11 protein-coding genes are annotated in these 17,209 nt (G+C 73.0%); 3 read left to right on the top strand and 8 right to left on the bottom strand.

Going from position 1 to position 17,209, the window contains the following annotated elements; all coding sequences use genetic code 11:
• Window positions 1-271 precede the first annotated feature (271 nt).
• From ACFVUH_RS30470 to ACFVUH_RS30460, 3 genes are all read right to left on the bottom strand, one after another.
• Complete coding sequence (locus ACFVUH_RS30470) at window positions 272-1,678, bottom strand: pyridoxal phosphate-dependent aminotransferase (protein ID WP_387916580.1); 1,407 nt, start codon at window positions 1,676-1,678, stop codon at window positions 272-274.
• 113 nt (window positions 1,679-1,791) lie between these two features.
• Window positions 1,792-2,325 (bottom strand): hypothetical protein, encoded by a 534-nt coding sequence (locus ACFVUH_RS30465; protein WP_387916578.1) that lies wholly within the window; start codon window positions 2,323-2,325, stop codon window positions 1,792-1,794.
• 202 nt (window positions 2,326-2,527) lie between these two features.
• Window positions 2,528-3,229 carry a class I SAM-dependent methyltransferase gene (locus ACFVUH_RS30460; RefSeq protein WP_387916576.1) on the bottom strand — a complete coding sequence of 234 codons (702 nt, stop codon included), beginning with the start codon at window positions 3,227-3,229 and terminating at the stop codon, window positions 2,528-2,530.
• Between the two features lie 278 nt (window positions 3,230-3,507).
• On the opposite strand from ACFVUH_RS30460, the gene ACFVUH_RS30455 reads away from it, so the two are divergent.
• The gene (locus ACFVUH_RS30455) at window positions 3,508-4,284 is read left to right on the top strand and encodes an SDR family oxidoreductase (RefSeq protein WP_387916574.1); all 777 of its coding nucleotides are present in this window, start codon (window positions 3,508-3,510) and stop codon (window positions 4,282-4,284) included.
• A gap of 333 nt (window positions 4,285-4,617) precedes the next feature.
• Window positions 4,618-5,799, top strand: coding sequence for an ROK family protein (locus ACFVUH_RS30450; RefSeq protein ID WP_387916573.1), 1,182 nt, complete (start codon window positions 4,618-4,620; stop codon window positions 5,797-5,799).
• Window positions 5,800-5,840: 41 nt separating this feature from the next.
• Here the strand turns inward: ACFVUH_RS30450 and ACFVUH_RS30445 are convergent, their stop codons facing one another.
• The 5 genes from ACFVUH_RS30445 to ACFVUH_RS30425 form a co-directional block, all read right to left on the bottom strand.
• Entirely contained in the window at window positions 5,841-6,200 is a 360-nt protein-coding gene (locus tag ACFVUH_RS30445) for a hypothetical protein (RefSeq protein ID WP_355372603.1), read from the bottom strand.
• Window positions 6,197-6,397 (bottom strand): hypothetical protein, encoded by a 201-nt coding sequence (locus ACFVUH_RS30440; protein ID WP_387916572.1) that lies wholly within the window; start codon window positions 6,395-6,397, stop codon window positions 6,197-6,199. Before ACFVUH_RS30440 ends, ACFVUH_RS30445 begins: the two co-directional genes overlap by 4 nt.
• Window positions 6,394-6,969, bottom strand: a complete 576-nt coding sequence (locus ACFVUH_RS30435; protein WP_387916571.1) for a hypothetical protein — start codon at window positions 6,967-6,969, stop codon at window positions 6,394-6,396. Before ACFVUH_RS30435 ends, ACFVUH_RS30440 begins: the two co-directional genes overlap by 4 nt.
• Window positions 6,959-14,695: an RHS repeat-associated core domain-containing protein gene (locus ACFVUH_RS30430; protein WP_387916570.1), complete on the bottom strand. Its 7,737-nt coding sequence runs from the start codon at window positions 14,693-14,695 to the stop codon at window positions 6,959-6,961. The genes ACFVUH_RS30435 and ACFVUH_RS30430 overlap by 11 nt, the downstream gene beginning before the upstream one ends.
• Window positions 14,696-14,970: 275 nt before the next feature.
• The gene (locus ACFVUH_RS30425) at window positions 14,971-15,744 is read right to left on the bottom strand and encodes a GntR family transcriptional regulator (RefSeq protein WP_387916569.1); all 774 of its coding nucleotides are present in this window, start codon (window positions 15,742-15,744) and stop codon (window positions 14,971-14,973) included.
• A gap of 284 nt (window positions 15,745-16,028) precedes the next feature.
• Here ACFVUH_RS30425 and ACFVUH_RS30420 point away from each other — a divergent pair, with 284 nt between their 5' ends.
• A complete protein-coding gene (locus tag ACFVUH_RS30420) occupies window positions 16,029-16,826 on the top strand; it encodes an exodeoxyribonuclease III (protein ID WP_387916589.1) in 798 nt (265 codons plus the stop codon).
• The last annotated feature ends 383 nt before the right edge of the window (window positions 16,827-17,209 follow it).

Genomic DNA, 17,209 nt, shown 5'->3' with positions numbered 1-17,209 from the left:
ACCAGGCGTCGGGGACGTGGTGCAGGCTTCCGTCGTACCGGTCCACGAGCACATGACTGTTCCCGCCGACAGGCCTGCCGACCCCGTCCCCGGCCGGGCCGACTTCCTGCGCCGGGGGTGTTCGCGGTCAGTGGCGGGCGCGGCGGGTGGTGGCGCGGCGCACGTAGGGCTGGGCGCACGTAGGGCTCGGCGCACGTAGGGCTCGGCGGCGGCGACGCCGGCGGTGACGGAGCCGGCGATACGCTCCGGGGCCGACCAACCGCATGGTCCCCTACTTCAGGAGGGCCAGGGCCTTCGCCACGCGGTCGATCGCCGTGCACACAACCTCCGGCTGGTAGGCCGTGTAGCACAGGCGGAAGAACCCGGGGGCGGGGCTGTGCATGGTCTGGCCCGGGAGGAGGGTGACTTCGGTCGGTGCGCAGCGCAGGTACTCGAAGAGCCACTGCTCGTCACGGTCCAGCTCGGTCGGCGGCGTGAACGGGAGGGGACTGCAGGGCTCCTTCTCCTTCCGCTTCCCCAGGTACGCCGTCAGGTCCAGCCAGAAGAACTGGGCCGGGTTGTCGCCCTCCGTGTAGACGAACTCGATCCCCCGTGCGACCAACCGGCCCCGCACCTTCTCGAAGCTCTCGCTCAGCAGCTCCTTGTAGCGCCGCATCGCATAGCTGGTGTACAGCTCCGCGCCGGGCCCGTTCACCGTGGCCTCCAGCAGTTCCCCGAGCACGTAGTGCTTCAGCGAGTCGACCGGGGTGAACCACGACATCGGGTTCTTCTTCTCCTCGATGCCCGACGTCCCCAGCATCGCCCGCTGCACCGGCCCGTACTTCGAGACCACGAACCCGGTCCGGAACCCCGAGAGCCCGAAGTCCTTCGCGAACCCCCACACCACGTGGATCCGGTTCCACGCTCGCCCGTACGCCTCCAGCGCCAACGCACTCGTGAACGGCACCCGCACCCCGTCGACCTGCGAATGTGCGTAGATCTCATCAGAGATGATGTGCATTTCGGTCTCGCCGAGCACCCAGGCGTAGATCTCGTCCAGCAGCTGCTTCCCGTAGTTGACGCCCAGCGGGTTCTGCGGGTTGGTCAGCACCAGCAGCCGGGGGTACTCACCGTGCACGCGGTAGTAGCGGAAGTACTCGTCCCTGATCGCGTCCAGCGTGAGCCGGAACCGGTCCGGCCCCTCGGTGGGCAGCGGCACGGGGACGCACGTCAGCTTCGGCCGCTGCTCGAACGACCAGTTGAACCCCTGCCAGTACGGCGCCGGCAGCAGCACCGCGTCGCCCTCCTTCAACGGCGGCGGACCGGCCTCCCCCGTCTTCGGCGGGTCCTGGAGCGCGAACGCCAGACACTCCAGCGCCGACCCGACGCCGCCCGCGCCGAACACGTCGCCCCAGGCGACGTCCACCTCGAAGGCCTTGCTCAGCAACGCCGCGACCTCCTGGCGCAGTCCCGGGGCACCGTACGGGGTGGCGTAGTGGATGTACTTCTCCGGCAGCAGCTCGATCTCGTCGAAGACCATCTTCTGCATCGAGTCCTCGTACACGAGGACGTTCTCCGCGACGGACAGGTTGATGGCCGTGGGCGGTTCCTGGTCGCGGTGGAGGGCGAGGGCCTGCTCGAAGTCGGGGATCCGGGCGATCAGCTCGGCGGGCTCGATCGGCCCGGTCGGAACGGTCATGACGGCGTGGCTCACTTCCGAGATTGCGGACGGTTCGCATGCGGATGGCCCCACCGCATCACGCCCCCCTGCCACCCGCCACCCATCCGCGCCCATCCGGCGACCGGGGGCGCTCACCCGGCCCGCCGCGCCCTCCCCCGCACCACCACGCCCCCGCTCACCAGCAGCGCCGTGCCCAGCGCGTACACCGGGAGCCACCGCGTCGTGGTCGCCGCCAGGCAGTCGTCCACCGCCACCCGGCTCTGCTGCTCCTGCGCGTACGCCAGCGCCGCCGCATCCTTCCCGGCCAGGTCCCCCAGCGCGGCCTGCGCGTGCAGGTTCTCGTACCGGCCCGCCTGCACACACCCGTCCCGCGTGCCCGGCATCGGGAACAGCCACTCCCACCGCTGCAACGCCGGCGCCAGCGCGAGCGCCACGCACAGGCCCACCACCAGCGAGTACGCCGCCAGATTCCACCCGAAACCAGCAGCCCCCCGCCCCGGAACGCGCCCGAAGGCCAACACGACCGTGAGCAACGTCAGCCCCAGGTACGTGGAGAACCACTCCCACGAACCCTCCGCCAGCGAGAACGCCAGCACCACACCGAGCGCCGTACCGAGCACCCCGGCATCAGGGCCCGCGCCCGCCGCACCACCACGACCACTCACACGCCCTCCCGACCAACACCACCTGCCCGCTCCGAAGCAACCAGCCTCCCGCCCGAGCCCGCCCCCACCGCCCCGGCGCCACCGCACCCCCACCCGTACAGCTCAGTCCGCCGCGGGGATGTCGTCGGGGACGGCGGCGCGCAGGGTGAAATCGATCATGCGGGCGTGTCTACCAGGGCCGTGCGCCGCCCGGCCGGGAATTTCAGGTGCCGGACGGGCCTCCCGCCAGTTCCCACACCGTCGTCGTCTTCAGCGCCGTGTCCTCCAGGTCCGCGATCACCGGGACGTCGTACGCCGCCAGGGCCGTGAACCGCTCGCGCGGCAGGTAGGCGCGGCCGGGGTCGCCGACGATGACGACCGCGCCCCGCGCCCGGGCGCGTTGCAGGAACGGCAGGAAGCGGGCCGCCATCGCCCGCTCGTAGAAGACGTCCCCGGCGAGCACCACCTCCGCCGGTGCGCCGTCCCCGTCCAGCAGGTCCTCGACGGCCGCCGCCACCTCCACCCCGTTGGCGGCCGCGTTGACCCCGATCGCGGCGACGGCGTACGCGTCGATCTCGGCGGCCCGCACCGACCGGGCGCCGCGTTGCGCCGCCGCGATGCCGACCAGCCCGGAGCCCGCCGCCAGGTCCAGCACCGTGCGCCCGGCGACCAGTTCCGGGTGGTCCAGCACGTACCGGGCCACCCCGACGCCGCCCGCCCAGGCGAAGGCCCAGAACGGCGGCGGCAGCCCGACCTCGCCCCGCGCGGACTCGGTGGTCTCCCACAGCTCGATGGCGTCCTCCGCCATGTGCAACCGCACCTCGGGCACAAACGGCACCGGCCCGATCCGGGTCTGTGCCCGCACGAACTCCTGGTCCGACAAGATGGCCGCCCCCGAACTCACCGGGCGTGTCTCGCTCAGCATGCGCGCCAGCATAGAGCCCCTGACCAGCCGCTCCGTCCACGCCGTGGCGCAAGGCCGGCGGGATGCCTTTCAACTTCCCTTCTCACCTGGCACGTTGTGAACGCTCCAGCCGGAGGCCCGGCCGTGGCGCAAGGAGCAACGCCCTCCCCGAAAAGCCTCAGCAGCACCCTCTTTGACGTCCGCTCAGTTCGGCCGGAAGCGGGTGGCCGGGGGATCCGACGGAGGGTAGGTTCTCCCCGAAGCCGGTGTGCGGCCGGCGGGGAAGCGGGGTGGGCCGGATGTCGGACGCGGTGTCGGGCGGACTGCCGGACGGGGTGCTGGCAGGACGGGCGGCGGTCGTCACGGGCGGCTCGCGCGGGATCGGGCGAGCCGTGGTGGAGCGGCTGGCGGCGGACGGCGCGCACGTCGTGTTCGGCTACGCGCAGGACGACGCGGCTGCGGCCGAGGTGGTGCGCACGGTGGCCGCGCGCGGGGTCGGACGGGCGCACGCCGTGCGGTCCGACCTCGGCGAACCCGACGGCGCGGAGCAGCTGATGGCGGCGGCCGAGAAGGAGCTCGGCGGCCTCGACATCCTCGTCAACAACGCGGCACGGAGCTTCACCCGCACACCGCTGGCCGAGACCGAGGCGGCGGACTTCGACGCCGTGCTCGCCGTCAACACCCGCGCGGTCTTCCTGACCCTGCGGTACGCGGCGCGCCGGATGCGCGACGGCGGGCGGATCGTCAACGTCTCCTCCCTCAACACCCGCCGCCCCACCGCCGGCATCGCCCCGTACCTCGCCGGCAAGGGCGCCCTGGAACAGCTGACGGAGGCTGCGGCGCTGGAGCTCGGGCCGCGCGGGATCACCTGCAACACCGTCTCCCCCGGGCCGGTGGAGACCGAGCTGCTGCGCTCCACCAACCCCCCGCAGGCGCTGGAGACGGTCGCCGCGATGACCCCGCTGCGGCGGCTCGGGCAGCCGGCGGACGTCGCCGACGTGATCGCGTTCCTGGTCGGCCCGGACGGCCGGTGGGTCTCCGGGCAGAACCTCGGCGCGACGGGCGGCCTGCGCTGACGGCGCTGCGGTGACCGCAGGGCGGCGGGGCGGTAGGTCCGTGATCACGCAGGATCACGCACTGCCACCCGATCCGTACCATTTCGATACCGAAGCCTGGATGAGCTGGGAAGATGCTCGCCGGGCGGGGCGGGCCCCGGTAGCATCCGGCTCAGGCCACCCGGACCGGCCAGGCGGCGCAGCACCGCCGTGCCGGTTCCGCCGGGCGGCCGACTCCCGCGGGTCCGCCCGGGGGCGGCCCCGGGTGTGACGCTCCGGCGGCGCCGCCCGACGGTGCCCGTTTACACGGCACGCGCGCAAGGGCAGTCGCGCGGAACGGCGAAGGGCAGCGTCTTGGCGGACAGACTCACCGGTGGCGACTCCTCACTCCTGCGGCGGATCAACGCGGCGGTGACCCTCCGGGCGCTGCGCGAGGGCCACGCGGTGACCCTGACCCAACTGGTCGGCGACACCGGGCTGTCCCGGCCGACGGTCGAGGGCGTGATCGAGGGACTGGTGGAGACCGGCCTGGTCGCCGAGGTCGAGCCGCAGTCGGGCGGCCAGGCGGGTGCCGGACGGCGCGGCCGGCCGGCCCGGTGGTTCCGGTTCCGCGCCGAGGCCGGGCACATCCTCGGCATCGAGATCGGCGTGCACGACATCCGGATCATCCTCGCCGACCTCGCCGGAGAGGTGGTGGGCAGCCACTTCCGGCCGGTCGAGGAGTCGCTGGACGCGGAGGAACGGCTCGCCGCCGTACGGTCGGTGGTCGCGGAGGTGCTGCGCAAGGCGGGCGTGTCGCGGGACAACCTGTGGGCGGTGGGCGTCGGCACCCCGGGCATCGTCGACCGGGACGGCACCGTGCAGCTGGGCACCGCGATGCCCGGGTGGACCGGGCTGGACCTCGGGGCCCGGCTGCGGCGCTCGTTCCGCTGCCCGGTGATGATCGAGAACGACGCCAACCTCGCCGCGATCGCCGAGCACTGGCAGGGCGCGGCGGTCGGCGCCGACGACGTGGTGTTCGTGATGGCGGGGCTGAGCCCGGGGGCCGGTTCGCTCATCAACGGCCGCCTGCACCGGGGCTTCGGCGGCGCGGCCGGCGAGATCGGCGCGCTGCACCTGCTGGGGCAGGAGGTGACGCCGGAGCGTCTGCTCTCCACCACCGGCAAGCCCCTCAACCCGCTGGACGAGGCGGCGGTCGCCCGGGTGCTGCGGCTGGCGCGCGAGGGCGACGAGGTGGCACGGGTCGCCACCGACCGGTTCCTGACCCGCCTGGTGCAGAGCGTCGCCGCCCTCGTCCTTGCCATCGACCCGCAGCTGGTGGTGATCGGCGGCTGGGCGGCCGGCCTGGACGGCGTCCTCGACCCGCTGCGCGAACGCCTCGCCGAGTTCACCCTGCGTGCCCCGGAGGTGGCACTGGCGGCCCTGGGCTCGGAGGTCGTCGCGATGGGCGCCCTGCGGGTGGCCCTCGACCAGGTCGAGGAGCAGCTCTTCGCCGTCAACCCCCCGACGGGGGAAGCGGGTTCGGCCCGGGCCTGAGCGAACCGGACCGACCGACCTCCTACCGACCGACCGGCCCCCTACCGGCCGATCCCGTACCGGGCGATCCCGCCGCGCCACGGCAGTTCGTCCTCGAAGTCGCAGGCGGCGACGGCGGGCCGGCCGGCACCGTCGAGGGCGCGGAGGATCCGGGCCACGAGTTCGACCACCCCGCCCGGCGCCGGCCCGGGCGGAAGGTCGATCTCCACGGTGACCGGCCACCACAGGAACTCCTCCGCGCCCGGCGCCGCGTCCTCGTTGCGCCGGACCTCGACGACGGCGTCCGGCAGCTCCAGGACGCCGTCGTCGAACCGCCCGCCGGTGGCGGCCTCCAGCAGCACGCGGGTCTGCCGGAGGCCGCCGTCCACGAAGATCCGGCAGAAGGCACCGGCCTGCGTCATCGGGCCGGTCCGAAGTCGGGACCGCTCAGGTCGACGGTCAGGCTGTTGATGCCCTCCTCCGGTCCGATGACCGCGAGCACCGCACCCGCCCCGTCGATCCTCCGGTCACGGAACCCCACGATCCAGGTGTCGGGGTCCGAGCCCTCCGGCTCGATCACCCGGATCTGCGCACCGGGCTGCCGCTGCGCCGGCCTCATCGGCCGCTCAGCAAGGTGAGGCCGGGGGCGAACGGGCTGCGGTGCGCGGCCGCGGGCAGGCCGTTCAGGGCGTCCGCGGTCCGCTCGGTGAGGACCAGGGCCTCGGGCAGCCGGGGGACGGCCGCCGACGTGCCGGCGATGACGGCGTCCCAGTCGAACTCGGCGGTCCGCCCCGTCCGGTCGACGACCAGCGCCAGGGTCTCCCCCGGGCAGGCGCGCGCCTGCCCGAGCAGGACCTCCTCCACGGTGTCCGCCTCCCGGGCCGTCAGGCTGTCGAGGAAGTACGTGTGCTTCTCCCGGCCGTGGCCCGAGTACGTGATCCCGCACACCAGGTCGCTGTCCGCGGTGAACCACCACTTCAGTGTGAGGTCGCCGAGGGAGAGCCCGACAAGCTCGGCGACCCGGGCGGCCGGCAGGCGGACGTGCTCGCCCTCGACGTCCAGCAGGACGGCGGTGTCGAAGCCGGGCTGGACCAAGTGGATCCCCACCCTCCCGAAGGCCTCGGCCAGGACCTCGAAGTCACGGCCGGAGCTGAGAGTGCGGTACCAGTCGGCGAACGCGTCACTCCCCATCGCAGTCGTCGTCCTCCATGTTGAACAGAACCACGTTGTCCTTGCCGAGGATCTGCTCGGCCTTCCTGATGACGTTGTCCGGCGTGTTGGCCTCGTCCAGGTAGTACATCGCCCGTACGCCCGCCTGGTCCGCCCCCCACTTGCCGATCCTCAGCTTGTCGGCGAACTTCGGGATGTTCTTGGCCTTCGCAGCGCCGCCGACGAAGACATACTCGCCGTTGGGACCGAGGACGTCGAGTCCGGTCTTGCCGATGTTCGGCTGAACGATCGGGATGTCCTGCCCGTTCGCGTCCTTGGCGACCCGCCCGCCGATCTTCCGGGCGACGTACTCCTCGCGCGCGAGGCCCACGTCGTTCCCCCGGTTCGGGGGGCTGGCGTCGCAGCTCGGGGCGTCGGTCGTCGGAGGCTTCTTGCCGCCCTGGCCGGCATCGGCCGGGGTCGGGGTGGGATCGAGGGCGCCGGTGGGGAGCCGGCCGGCGGCGGCGGTGTCGGCGGGGCAGCTGTCGGCCGGGCCGCCGGTTCCGCAGCCGGCGTCGGGGTCGGCGGGGTTGTCGATGTGCGGGTCGGGACTGTTGGTGTCGGTGGGGATCGGGAGCTGGACGGGGTTGGAGAAGTCGATGAGGAGCTTGCGCAGCGTCTCCCACAGGTGCCGGACGCTGACCTGCGGTCCGCTCTCGATCCACGAGCCGTCGGAGTAGTGGGTGGTGATGTAGGTGGTGTCGGTGATCCAGGTGTCGGTACGGGTGAAGAGGTAGGTGTCGTCCCACCAGCGGCTGGTCTCGGTGCGGACGTCCTCGGTGGTGGTCCAGCTGGTGCCGGTCCGGTAGACGACCGGCTTGGGCGGGGTGGCGCGCGGGCGCGGGACCTTGGCGTTGGTGTCGGCGACCTTGGTACCGCCGGGCCGTGGCACACCCCTGGCCGCCGGGTCGGTGCTGCCGTTCCCGCGCGGGCGCTGGACGCGCGGGTCGTCGCGCGGGTCGTAGCGCGGGGTGACGGTGGTGCCGGTGGAGACCGGGCTCAGGCTGCCGTCCGCGTTGACGATCGAGTAGACGATGACGCCGGCGATGACCGCGGCGACAATGGTGCCGACCACGATGGCGGTCACGCACCCGATGGCGCAGGCCACCGCCCCGCCGGCGACCTCGGCGACGGTGCCGCCGACGGCGACGATCTCGGCTCCGGTGGCGGCGAGGCTCTCCAGGGCGACGGCCCCGGCGGAGTCGGCGGCGGCCACCAGGGCCCCGCCGACCGTGCGCGTTCCGGCGGCGAGGAGTTCGTAGCCCTCGCCCCACATCTCGGCGAAGGCCTCCTCGGTGAGTTCGAGGGCGTGGCCCAGGACGCTCCCGATGGAGCTGTGGCCGCTCGGGTCCCAGTTGCCGACCGGACTGGCGTTGCCGTAGGCGTAGCGGTTGGTGGCGGCGGCCGAGCCGAGGCCGGGGACCCGGTCGTCGGCGGAGGTGAAGCGGCCGGTGCCGGGGTCGTACCAGCGGGCCTGGGCGTGCACGCGGCCGGTGGCGGGGTCGGTCCAGCCGCCCTGGAAGCCGAGGCCCGGGGCTGTGCCCGTGCTGGCGGTGGGCTTGCCGAAGGGGCTGTAGGAGCGCCCGGCGGTAAGTGCCCCGCTGCCGGTGTCGGTGGTGCCGAGGACGTCGTGGTGCGCGTTGGTGAGCAGCGTGCGGGCGGTGCCGCCGCCGCTCGGCGCGGCAGCCAGCGGCGTGCCGTCCAGCGCCCGGGCGTAGGACCAACTGCCGTCGGAGTCAGGCTCCTTGGAGAGTCCCGGATAGCTGAAGGTGGCCGCGGCCGCGGCTCCCGCCGTCGCGGCGGTGAGCCGGTCGAGGGCGTCGTAGGCGTAGCTGCGGCCGTCGACGCCGGTGAGCCGGCCGAGCGCGTCGTAGCGGTTGGTGGAGGTGGCGGTGACGGCGCCCGCTGCCTCCTTGGTGGTCGTGGTGGCGAGGGTGCCACGCGGGGTGAAGGTGTAGCTGGTGGTCGCGCCGTCGGCTGCCGTGGTGGAGGTGAGGCGGTTGCGAGGGTCGTAGGCGGCGCTGCTGGTGCCGGTGGCGGTGTGCTGGGCGGCGGTACCGGTCCAGTCGGTGACGGAGGTGCGGTTGCCGACGGCGTCCCAGGCGTAGTCGGTGCCGGTGCCCTTGGTGGTGTTGGTGACCCGGGTGAGGCGGCCCGCGGGGTCGTAGTCGTACGTCTCGCCGTGCGGGTCGGCGGTACCGGTGGATCCGCTGGTCAGCAGTCGGCCGGCCGGGTCCCAGGTGTAGGTGAGCTGGGTGGAGAGGTGACCGGCGGGGTCGGTGACGGTGTCGGTGGTGACGCGGCCGAGGCCGTCGTAGGCCAGGGTGCGGGTGGGTCCGGCGCTCTGGCCGGCCTTGCGCTGTTCGGCGGTGACCTGGCCGGCGAGGTCGTGGGTGAGGGTGCGGGTCAGTCCGGAGAGGCTGTCGGTGACGGTGGCGAGGTCGGCATTGCCGTTCCAGGTGTAGCTGACCCTGGCGCCACCGGGGTCGGTCTCGGTGAGCGGGCGGGCGGCGGCGTCGTAGGTGAAGGCGCTGGTGCCGAGCGGACCCTGGCTGCCGGTGAGCAGGCCCCGGTCGTCCCAGGCGAAGGTCTGGGGGCCGTTGGGGGTGGAGGCGGAGGTGACCCGGCCCGCGAGGTCGTAGCCGAACGCCCGGGAGGCGTCTCCGTCGCCGCCGGTGGCGGCCTCGTTGGTCAGCCGGCCGAGGCCGTCGTAGCTGAAGGACTGCCGGACGCCGCCGGGTTCGGTGATGCCGGTGACCTGTCCGGCCGCGTCGTAGGCGGTGGTGGTGGTCCGGTCGGCAGCGGACTGGTCGGCGGGGACGGCCGGCAGCGACTGCGCCTCGGCCAGCCCCAGGGTGTTGTACCGCTGGTGGGTGGCGTTGCCGTTGGCGTCGGTGATCCGGGTGAGCCGGCCGAGCAGGTCGTGGCCGAGGCCGGTGACCGGGGCGGAGGCGGCGTCACCGGGACGCACCGCCGGGTCGCTGAGCGCGGTGGGCTGGTTGCGGGCGTCGTAGGCGGTGCGCCAGACCTGGCCGTCGGGGTCGGTGACGCTCACCGTGTTGCCGGCGGCGTCGTAGCCGTAGCCGGTGCGGGCGAGGACGGTGCCGGCCGGGTCGGCGACGGCCTTCGCGGTGGCCCGGCCCGCCAGGTCGTAGCTGGTGGTGGACTTGCGGCCGAGCGGGTCGGTGACGGTGGCGGTGCGGCCGGCGAGGTCGTAGGTGTAGCGGGTGGTGCCGCGCCCGGACGGGGTGCTGGAGGCCGGCTCGCCGAGCTTGTCGTAGGTGTAGGTGGTGGAGGTGGCGCCGAGGGTCTCGGTGAGCACGTCACCGAAGTCGTCGTGGGTGTAGCCGGTGGTGTACGTGTCGGGGGTGGCGGTGCCGTTGCGGACCACCGAGGTGGCGGAGATCCGCCGGTCCATGCCGTCGTAGACGGCGAGGGTCTGGGCGCCGGTCGGGTCGAGGACGGACAGCACGTTGCCGTTGTCGTCGCGGCGCACCACGGTGACGCCGGGCGTCGCGCCGGAGGTGGCGGGCGGCAGGGTGGTGCGCACCAGCCGGTCGCGCAGGTCGTAGGTGTAGCTGGTGGTGCGGCCGAGCGCGTCGGTGTGCGAGGTGGTGTTGCCGTCCGCGTCGTAGGTCCACTTCTCGACCGGGTTCAGGGCGGCGGTGGCACCGGGCGGGGTGTAGGCGGGCAGCCGGGCCTCGGTGCGGTGACCCTGCTTGTCGTACAGGTAGCGGGTGATCCGGCCGGTGGCGTCCTTCAGGTCGGTGAGTTCGCCGAAGGTGTTGTAGCCGCGGGTGGTGACGGCCTGCTGGGCGGCCGGCGTGGCGCCGGGGGTGCCGTCCTCGACCTGGGCGGCGGGGAGGGTCACGGTGCTGGGCCGGCCGAGCAGGTCGTAGCCGTTGGTGGTGGTGTACGCCGGGTCGGGCTGGCCGCTCGCGCCGGGCTGCGGCATGCCGCGCGGGTCGGTGGAGGTGAGGACGCGGCCGTGGGCGTCGCGCAGGTAGCCGGTGACGAGGGCGGTTCCGGCGTCGGGGCGCACCACGGTGCGGGCGAGTTGCCCGCTGCTCTGGTCCCAGACGTTCTCGCGGGTCTCGGTGCGGGTGCCGTCGGTGACGGTGGTGGCGGTGACCAGGCCGGCCTTGTCGTAGGCGGTGGTGGTCGTGCGGTTGAGGCCGCCGGGGTCGGCCGTGGTGCTGGTGAGGCGGTTGGCGGCGTCGTAGGCGTAGGTGGTGGTGCGGGCGGCGGTGCCGTCGCCGCGGACGTCCTTCACCACGTTGCCGGCGTTGTCGTAGGTGAAGGTGTGAAGGGTGATGTCGCGGCTGCTGTTGCCGTCCTGGGCGGTCAGCGAGTACTTCTCGGTGAGCACCAGGTCGTCGGCCGTGTAGGTGAAGGTGACCAGGTGGCCCATCGCGTCGGTGGTGGCGGAGAGGCGGCCGGCCCGGTCGTAGCCGAAGGTCTTCAACCTGATGTTGCGCTTCGGGGGGTTCGAAACCCCCGGGTCGTCGACGAAGTCCTTGAGGTCGACGGCGGTGAGCCGGCCGTTGACGTCGTAGCCGTAGACGTAGTGCGCGCCGTTGGGGCTCCAGCTGTCGATGACGTTGCCGAGCTGGTCGTACGTCACGCGCTTGGTGGTGACGCCGTCCTGGGCGACGGTGGTGAGCCGGTCCTGGGCGTCGTAGCCGTAGGTCGTGGTGCGCGGGGCGTCACCGCCCTGGGCGGCCGGGGTGAGGTCCGCGACGGTGCGGGTCGCCAGGTTGCCGTCCGGGTCGTAGGTGTAACTGGTGCGGGCGCGATGGGTGACGCCGGTGACGGGGTTGGTCACGGCGGGCCCGGTCTCGGTGGCGAGCCGGCCGGCCTGGTCGTAGGTGTAGTCGGTGGCGACGCCCGCGGGGTGGTCCGGATCGGCGACGTTGTGCGAGGTCACCCGGCCGAGGTCGTCGTGGAAGGTGTTGACGACCTCGCCGGCGGGGCTGGTGACCCGGGTCTGGTCGTACTCGGCGTCGTAGCCGTAGCGGGTGGTGCGCCCGCCCGCGTCGGTGACCGAGGCGGGGACGAAGCAGCCACCGGTCATGCCCTCGACCTGGTGCCTCGGGTGGATGTCGTTGACGGTCAGCGGGGGCTGCGTGACGCCGCAGCCCCAGACGGTGGTGGTGACGCCGCCGGTCGGGTCGGTCTCGGTGAGCTGATCGCCGAGCTCGTCGTAGGTCTGCTCGGTGGTGTGGCCGTTGGCGTCGATCGACCGCAGCGGCAGGCCGTTTCGCCGGTCGAGGGCCCAGGCCGGGTTGGCGTAGTACTCGGTCCGTTCGGTGTACGGCTGCGTCGCGGTGCGGTAGCGGGTGGTGGAGCTGCGCCCCCCGGTGATGTTGTCCCAGCCGTAGCGGGTGGTGTTGCCGTTCTCGTCGACGAAGGCGGTGAGTCGGCCGAAGGCGTCGTACAGGAACATCCGGGTGCGGCCGGGCGGCGGCGTCGGGGTGCCGTGCCAGCGGTACTCCAGCTGGCCGGCCTGGTTGTAGCGGTAGTAGGTGTGCACGCCGCGCGGGTCGGTGCGGTGGACCACCAGCGTCGGGGTCGGACCGGTGGTGTCGGTGGTGCGGTCGTACGTCCAGCCGTTGTCGACGCCGGTGGCGGCGTTGTCGGCCTTGCCGACGTGCTGGACGAGGTTGCCGTCGTAGCCGATGGTCGTGACGTTCTCGGCGCGCGCCCGCTGGACCTTGACCAGGCGGTTCGGGCCGCCGCCCGGGCGGGAGGCCTCGTAGGTGTAGCTGGTGCAGCCGCCGCCCGGTCCGCAGACCTTGGTGAGGTAGTCCCCGGTGTAGGTGTAGTTCCAGGTGAGCGCGTCGGTGCCGGAGAAGCTCGCGCTGGTGGAGACGGTGATGACGTGGCCGCCGTACCAGCGCAGGTAGAGCGTGCGGTCGATACCGGCGTGCCGCATCCGCGAGACGGAGACCTTCCCGCCGCTGTCGTAGTCGCGCTCCAGCTGCATGTTGGCGAAGCCCTGCTGGCGGCCGATCATCCGGACCGGGCCGCCCAGGTAGTAGTCGAGCCCGCCGAGCCGCAGGTGGCCCGGCTCGACCCACTGGCCGACGTTGGTGCCGCCGTACTCGGAGACCAGCGCGCCGTCGGGGTTGCGGCCGAAGTTGACCTTGCGGCCGTCCTCCAGGGCCAGGGTGAGCAGACCGTTGCCGTTGTCGGTCATGCCCATGTCCCACAACGAGGTCCAGCCGATGCCGAAGGAGCCGTTGGCACTGCCGGCGCTGTTGTAGGTGCGCTGCACCTGGAGGCCGACGCCGGACTGTGGGAAGTCCGCGTCGATCTCCTGGCGGGTGTAGTTGCCCAGGTAGAGGTTGGTGCCCGTCTCGTCGAGAGCACCCGGGTCCAGACCGAGCCGGGCGGCGTCGTTCGGCGGCGGGACCACGACGGTGAACGGGCTCATCTCGCTGAACGGCGAGGTGTAGCCGCTGTCCTGGACGCGCAGCCGCCACCAGTAGGCGGTGTTCCAGCGCAACGCACCGGCGGGCGGCGCCCAGTTGGTCATGACCCCGAAGCTCTTCGGGTGCGCGGGCACGCTCTGCCAGCCCGAGCCCCAGCAGGTGCCCTTGGCCGGGTCGGCGTCGGTGCAGAGCTGGTACTCGACCTGGACGGGCGTGCTGGCGTCGTCGCCGACGAAGGCGGAGAGCGGCTGGGTGAGGGTGGAGACGGTGGAGCCGACGGCGGGCCATCCGTCGCTCGCGGTGGGCGCGTAGTGCGGCACGGTCAGCGCGGCGGCCTGGGCCGCGGGCACGCCGTAGTGGGAGAAGAAGTAGGCGCCGTTGCCGGTGTCCGCCATCTCGTACACCAGCAGGTAGCTGCCCTGGCCGAGGTAGGGAATGACGGCGTCGAAGGTGAGGGACTGCCCGGGGGCGACGTCGGCGGGCAGCGCGGTGTAGGCGGCGATGTAGTTGATGAGGGACTGGTCGGCGCCGTAGAGGTGCAGGCCGAGGGACTGGCCGGTGGTGCTCCAGGTGAAGTTCGAGGTGTTGGTGACCGTCAGTCGCAGGTAGCCGACCGCGTCGTAGCGTGGGGCGAGCACCAGCTGGCCCAGCTGGTAGGTCGCGCCGTAGCTCTGGGCGGCGACGGCCTGCGGGGCGGCCTCCGCCTTCGGGGCGGCCAGCTGCTCCAGGGTCAGCGGCACCGGGCCGGGGGCGGCGTGGCGGCGCTTGCCGGTGTCGTCCACCTCGGGCTGCGGAATGCGGTACTCCGGCGCCTTGCCCTTCCCGTCCGCCTTCCCCTCCGCCTCGGCCGCGGCGGCGAGCCGGTCGGCCCGTTCGCGGTGCTCGACCGCGTCCGGGGCGGGGGCCGGGCCGGGGGCGGGGCGCGGCGGCTGCTGCGCCGCCTTCACCTCGGCCTCGATCTTCGCCCGCTCCTGGGCGAGCGGGCTGTCGTCCGGCGCCTCCTCCTGCGTGGGCGGTGGGTCGACGGTCCGCCCGTCGGCGCTGACCTTGCCGGGCGGTAACGGCTTGGAGACCACCGTATGGTCCCGGCCCGCCGCCCAGGCGGCGGTCGGCGGGATGCCGAGGCCGAGCGCGAACATCGACAGGATCAGCAGCTGCGCGAGGCGGCGCCCGGCCGCGCCGCCGCCGATCCTGCCGTACCAGTGCGCGTTCTCGTTCGACTTCGCGCTCGACTTGACGCTCGACTTCACGTGCGTGTTCACGTGCGGGTTCACGGCCCCACCCCAGGATCGCCGGACACTTGGTTTGCACGAACGGGTCGTTCCTGCGCCGGTCCTGCGCCGTGGTGCCTCGCGCAGACGGGTCGCACAGAGATCGTCCGTAACCTATCGACCCTTGCGACGACTGCCCAGGTCCGCCCCCGAAAGGTTCCCCCTCGTTCAGGAACCCGTGATGCGGGGCCGCCTCACGCACTCCGGGCACGAAACGGCCCAGGCCCGGACACCTGGCGGGGTGTCCGGGCCTGGGCCTGAGGGTTTTCGGAGATGGTTCAGGAGGCGGCGGCACCCACGGGGGCGGCGCCGACGGGGGTGACCTCGACGAGGCCGGTCTCTCCGAAGGTGAGCTTGCAGGTGTCCGCACGGTAGGTGGAGACGGCGAGCGCGACCAGCCGGCCGGCCGCGGCGTACTGCGTGGTCATCACCAGCACCGGCGAGCCGGGCGGGCGCTCCAGCAGCGCGGCCTGCTCGGCCTCGGCGACGCCCAGCTCGACGGAGCGGGACTCGCCGTCGACCTCCAGGCGCTCCAGCTGGCGCAGCACCGAGCGGGCGCGGTCGCTCTCGGCGCGGAAGCCGGGCAGGTGCGGCAGCGCGGCGGCGGGCACGTGCAGCGACTCGGTGGCCATGGCCCGGCCCTGTACGAGCCGCACCCGGCGCACGGTGTGCACCGACGCGCCCTCGGCGACGCCGAGCGCCGTCGCCAGCCGCCGGGTGGCCGGGGCGGTGGTGCAGTCCACGGTGCGCCAGGCCTGGCTGCGGGCGGCGCCGGGCCAGCCCTCCTCCTGCCGGTTCACCGGGACGCCGACCCGGGGGGCGGCGATGAGGGTGCCGATCCCCCGTCGGCGGACCAGGCGGCCCTCCAGCTCCAGCTGGTCGAGCGCCTGCCGCAGGGTGGCCCGGGCGACACCGAAGCGGGCGGCGAGCTCGCGCTCGTTCGGCAGGATCTGGCCGGTGGAGAACTCCGTGTCGATGGCGCGGAGCAGCACCGTGCGCAGGTGCCAGTACTTCGGTTCCGGTACCGCCGTGAGCTGTCCCGTCGTTCCCACCGTGTCCTCCACCCTGATGTCTTCCGCCCCGCTGAAGGAGGGCGGATCCCGGCCCGCTGCCCGCTGTTGCGGCAGGTGGGAGAGCGGGCTTTTTCCGTCCTTCTTTATTAAAGGACCTTGCAGTAAGTGACCCTAGGGGCTGGATCGGGAGATGGTCAAGACCAATGGCGCGGCCCGGCGGGACTGCCACGGAGTTTCATGGTGCGTTCACGTCAGCTCCGCAAGCGGACGCGTCGCGACACGGCCCCGCACCCGGCAGTGGGTAGGCTCTCCGGGTGATCGTGGTGACGAGTGTGAACGTGAACGGAATCCGGGCGGCGGCCAAGAAGGGGTTCATCGAGTGGCTGGCCGCCACCGAGGCGGACGTGGTCTGCCTGCAGGAGGTGCGCTCCGAGCCCGAGCAGCTCCCCGTCGAGCTGCGCGACCTGGAGGGCTGGCACACGGTGTGGGCCCCCGCCGCCACCAAGGGCCGGGCCGGCGTGGCGATCCTCTCCCGGGCGGAGCCGAGCCGCACGGCCATCGGCTTCGAGTCGGCGGAATTCGACAATTCGGGCAGGTACGTCGAAATCGACCTGCCGGGCCTCACCGTCGCCAGCCTCTACCTCCCCTCCGGCGAGGTCGGCACCGAGCGCCAGGACGAGAAGGAACGCTTCATGGCGGAGTTCCTCGTCCACCTCCACAAGCTCCGCACCCGCGCCGCCGCCGACGGCCGCGAGGTCGTGGTCTGCGGCGACTGGAACATCGCCCACCGCCCCGAGGACCTCAAGAACTGGAAGGCCAACCAGAAGTCCGCCGGCTTCCTCCCCGAGGAGCGCGCCTGGCTCTCCCGCGTCTACGACGAAGCCGGCTACGTCGACGTCGTCCGCCACCTCCACCCCGACCGCACCGGCCCCTACTCCTGGTGGTCCTACCGCGGCCGCGCCTTCGACAACGACTCCGGCTGGAGGATCGACCTCCAGGTCGCCACCCCCACCCTCGCCGCCCGCGCCACCGACGCCCGCGTCGAGCGCGCCGACACCCACGCCGAGCGCTGGTCCGACCACGCCCCGGTCACCGTCAAGTTCGACCTCAGCCTTGACTGACAGCGGGATTCACGCAGTTGAGGGCCCACCAGGCCGTTGACCCCAGGCCGACCGCGCACAGCCAGTCCAGGCCCCATCGCATCGACACACTGCCCGCAGTCGTCCAACCGGCTTGACGGGCCAATGACGAATCGACCTGCTGCAAGCATGCGGAGCAGGTCGACGGGGAGTCCGCGCGGCGGCGTCGGGGACGGCGTGGAAGCTGCCGTCCGGCTGTTGTCGGCGGGCGATGCCTGTACGGCCGCCCGCGCGCAAGGTGTGTCCCGTCGCTCCGGACGTCCTCCGGGGGGCCGGGGACACCCCTGGGGCGGGCCGGCCCGGGGGGCTGCGGCCCGGGGGCGCCGCGGAGCCCCGCAAGCAAGTTCGGGCCCGCTCACACCCAG

It is taken from the genome of Kitasatospora sp. NPDC058032, assembly GCF_042885845.1.
GTDB lineage: Bacteria > Actinomycetota > Actinomycetes > Streptomycetales > Streptomycetaceae > Kitasatospora.
Note: the sequence above shows the minus strand (reverse complement) of the source record. Positions and strands in the feature narration are given on the sequence as shown.